The 3,366-nt window shown below is 69.8% G+C and carries 6 protein-coding genes; 4 read left to right on the top strand and 2 right to left on the bottom strand.

Annotated features, from left to right (window positions below; genetic code table 11):
• The 3 genes from AC067Z_RS37300 to AC067Z_RS37290 all read left to right on the top strand — a co-directional run.
• Positions 1-216, top strand: a 216-nt coding sequence (locus tag AC067Z_RS37300) for a hypothetical protein (RefSeq protein WP_478794096.1), incomplete at its 5' end; no start/stop codon positions are given.
• A gap of 66 nt (positions 217-282) precedes the next feature.
• A complete protein-coding gene (locus tag AC067Z_RS37295; protein WP_478794095.1) occupies positions 283-516 on the top strand; it encodes a Uma2 family endonuclease in 234 nt (77 codons plus the stop codon).
• Between the two features lie 987 nt (positions 517-1,503).
• The gene (locus tag AC067Z_RS37290) at positions 1,504-1,695 is read left to right on the top strand and encodes a hypothetical protein (RefSeq protein ID WP_478794094.1); all 192 of its coding nucleotides are present in this window, start codon (positions 1,504-1,506) and stop codon (positions 1,693-1,695) included.
• Positions 1,696-1,710: 15 nt separating this feature from the next.
• On the opposite strand, the gene AC067Z_RS37285 is transcribed toward AC067Z_RS37290, so the two are convergent.
• Both AC067Z_RS37285 and AC067Z_RS37280 read right to left on the bottom strand, forming a co-directional pair.
• Complete coding sequence (locus tag AC067Z_RS37285; RefSeq protein ID WP_478794093.1) at positions 1,711-1,833, bottom strand: hypothetical protein; 123 nt, start codon at positions 1,831-1,833, stop codon at positions 1,711-1,713.
• Between the two features lie 12 nt (positions 1,834-1,845).
• Positions 1,846-2,097 (bottom strand): hypothetical protein, encoded by a 252-nt coding sequence (locus tag AC067Z_RS37280; RefSeq protein ID WP_478794092.1) that lies wholly within the window; start codon positions 2,095-2,097, stop codon positions 1,846-1,848.
• A gap of 590 nt (positions 2,098-2,687) precedes the next feature.
• Here AC067Z_RS37280 and AC067Z_RS37275 point away from each other — a divergent pair.
• A complete protein-coding gene (locus AC067Z_RS37275; RefSeq protein ID WP_478794091.1) occupies positions 2,688-3,305 on the top strand; it encodes a hypothetical protein in 618 nt (205 codons plus the stop codon).
• Positions 3,306-3,366: the final 61 nt, after the last annotated feature.

Below are 3,366 nucleotides of genomic sequence, written 5' to 3'. Positions count from 1 at the left end.
GGTGACCTCCCGCCCGCCTGGATCCTGCCGCTCTTCGCGATCGGGTTGACGACCTTGTCCGGTCTCATGCTCGATCAGCACTGGCCACCGCCCGGCTACCTCCCGCCTTGGCTCCTGTGGCCCGCCCTCTTCATCCCCGGTCTCGCATCCCTGTCCTTCGCCTGGCGCATCTGGCTCGGCCAGCTGCAGGACACCCGGCGGTCAACCACGGTCTGAAGACAGGCACGCCCGCCCGCGATCTCCGGAGCCGCGCAGGCGGGTCTGGCGATCGACGCGCGTGACGTGCTCCTGGTCGTGGAGATCGCCTCGCCGTCCACGCGCCGCACGATGAAGCCGTCCCTGTACGCGGCGGCCGGGATCGCCCACTACTGGCGCCTGGACCTCGAACCCGTACCGTGCCGGCACCCGAACCCGCACGGCCGGCGGCTACGAGGAACAAGCGGTCCAGGCCGGCCGGCCCGCCGACGTCGCCGACCCGTCCGAGGTCACGCTCGACCCCGGAACCTGACCCGCTAGCCCCGCAGCTGCTCCCGTGCCGTCTCCCTCTGTGCTGTTCGTCTGCCGGTGTGGTCGCGCGTGTGATTCCGGTGCGGCATGCGGCCGGTGGGCGGGGGTGTGGTTGTTCGTCGGGACCCGCCCGCCCCCGACGGCGTGTCCTGCGTCCCGGGCTTTTCGCGTTCCGGGGCCGTACGCGTTGCGCCGCCCGGGCGTCGCGCCGGGGTGTCGCCGGCGCCGGTCACCGGCGCCGGTGGGTGCTGCGGGGTTGTATGAGGGGTGACACGAGGAGGCCTCCCCCTCCCTGGGGTGTCAACGGCACGGCCCTGGCTTCCTCTTCTCGCCGGGGCCGTGTGTCATGTCGTGGGGCGAGCTGCAGCTTGTGCCCATCGGTGCTTGTGGCACCGGTCCTCGCCGGCATCCGCGTCCACGGCCCGCCCGTGTCCGGGCGAAGGTGAGTTGGGTTCCGGGCGGCGTGTGACGGCCTGTGCCCGGAACCCAGGGTCCCGCCCTCCACGCGGCGGGCTTGAAGGGCGGGAGTCCTCACTGTGCACCACCCACGCCGGCTGTGCGGGGAAGCCGGAGGGGCGTGTCACCCGGACTGCCTGTGTGCGATGCGTGACCGAACGTCGCAGGCCAGACACCGCAGCGGTTTTTGCCATCGTTGCCCAACACCGCCCCGTTCACCCGCCGTTCCCGCTACACCAGATAGGCCGGGCGTGTGTCGTCGCGGAGGGGCAAGGGGGGCGGCGCATCTGGGAAGAGCGCAGCCGGTGGGAGTGGACGCTCGAAGCCACGTTGCTATGTAACGCGGACGCCCGACTGCTCCCAGCACTCGGCGTGCCCGAGCAGCGGGCTGGGTATGACACCCGTCGGTCTCGCGAGGAGGTCTGAGGATGGCTGGCAACTGCCAGAAATGCGGCGCGCCCCTCACGGCAGCGGGAAGCTGCTCCCAGTTATGCGGCGGGGCCGACGCGCCCGAGCCCCCAACGACGATAGGTTCCGAGGATGGACGAGACGGCACCGCCAGCGAACCGGGCCCCGGAGATCACGCGCACTGAGTGCAAGCGCTGCGGAACCCTGATCCGCGGCGTCAACGGCCGCTACGCCTGCTCGCAATGCGGCTGGGTCAACCACTGGTCCGAGGGACACAACCAGCTACCCATCGCGCAGGACGACGCCGACTACCCAGGGAAGTAGCACGTCGCCGCATCCTTACCTGCTGCCGAGGATCCGCTCGGCGCGGGTGCGGCGCTGCTCTTCCTTCTTCCAGGCGCGGCGGCGGGCCGAGCCCTCATTGTTCTTCCTGCGCTCCTCGTCGTCGAGGAGTCGTGCCACGGTGCTCGGGTGTCACTGGCCACCGCGCTTGGACGGGGTCCCCTGCTCGTTGGCCTTGCGGGCGATGGCCCTGACTCCGAGCCCTTCGGACTTCCACTGCTGCATCAGCGCCAGGTTCCGTGCCTCGCTCTCATCGGTGGCGAAGGCCTTGTCCTCGGCGCGCTGTCCGTAGCGAGGGGCGCCGTAGGCGTAGCCGCCCAGCTCGCCCTTCGTCTCGCGTCCTTCCCTCAGGCGCTTGCGAATGAGTGTGATCCAAAGCGCCATGAAGCCGCGAAGTCCTGGAGGAGGTCGTGCCTGCCGCGGCGCACCCTCGGGCGCTCTGGGCCGGCATCTCTGGGCAAGGCCCCGCCGCCTTGGTTCCCATCCTCGGGCATTCATCGCTGGCGCAGTGGCTACACCGGCCGGGCGGGCTGGAGGTTGAGCAGCGCAAGGGGGCGGGCACCAGGTTCGCGGCGTGAGCAGCGGGCCGCGCAACGCACCCTAGTGATTGGTTGGACCCTGCTCCGGCGCACCCCGTCGGGGGTCACGCAAACCGAGGGAGGCAGGCCACGGAGGGCGCCGGTGGTCTGCGGGCGCTCGCCTCGCCACGACGGTGAGACACCCTGCCGTGGTGGCGCAACCCTGCGTCTACCGGCCTCGTCCCAGGGTGGGCAGACCGCCTGCGACGGCGCGGACACTTCGGCCTCTGCGCGCGCTGCGCCCGGCGAGGAGCAGGGTCCGGGCGGCCGCGCTCCATGTTGCCGCTTCGTCGCTGCGCCCCGTCTGCTGCCGCTCCTGGGCGCCGCGGAGGAGCGCGGCCCTTGTACGGGCTTTCAGAGTCTCGGCGTGCATCGCCACGGACGAACAATCCCCTCATGGCAGACAACACGTACTGGCTGGACGAGGCGATTGACGGGTTTGGGGATGAGCCGCGCGAAGAGGGCACTGCCGCGCTGGCTGAGCACCTGCTCGGGGCGCCCGCTCTACTTCTCAAGCAAGGCGGCCACGCTGACGCCGATGCTCTGTTGGCTGAGCTCCCGAAGATCCGCCTGCTCTACGAGGAGAAGGACTGGGGTGTCGAGTACTACGAGGCCGTCATTGAGGTCGATCCCGAAGACATAGACCGCTTTACTCTCGAGGTCCAAGGACGCATAGAGCGGGCGATGCAAGAGGTGTGGGCTCAGCCCTCCAACTGTGGACGCTCGCGTATTTCCCCAGGGGTAAGTTCCGCGCACCGGGTGGACGTCACGTCGCCGAGGTGCCCGGCCGCGGGGCGAGGCCAGAGCACCCACAGGCACGACGCCGGGCGTACCGCCACCACCAGCGTCCTCGCAGCAGTGCTGCAGCATGTCACCCGAGCGGTGGGAGGCAAGGACAACGTCCGCAATGGCCAACTGGCGGCGACTGTGAAAATCGCTGTCCGATCACCGGAGCACGGTGATAGATATCCGGCGTGGAAAAGAATCTTGAGTTCCCTGACCTGCTGCGACTGATCGATGAACGGTCGACCGCCTTCCGCACCGCGGTCGCCGCCGCGCCCAGTCTCGACGCACA

The organism is Streptomyces sp. NPDC043812 (assembly GCF_056436245.1).
Note: the sequence above shows the minus strand (reverse complement) of the source record. Positions and strands in the feature narration are given on the sequence as shown.

Coding starts and splice junctions, on each gene's coding strand:
- AC067Z_RS37275 (WP_478794091.1), top strand. CDS start 2,688: ATGGCAGACAACACGTACTGGCTGGACGAGGCGATTGACGGGTTTGGG.
- AC067Z_RS37280 (WP_478794092.1), bottom strand. CDS start 2,097: ATGGCGCTTTGGATCACACTCATTCGCAAGCGCCTGAGGGAAGGACGC.
- AC067Z_RS37290 (WP_478794094.1), top strand. CDS start 1,504: ATGGACGAGACGGCACCGCCAGCGAACCGGGCCCCGGAGATCACGCGC.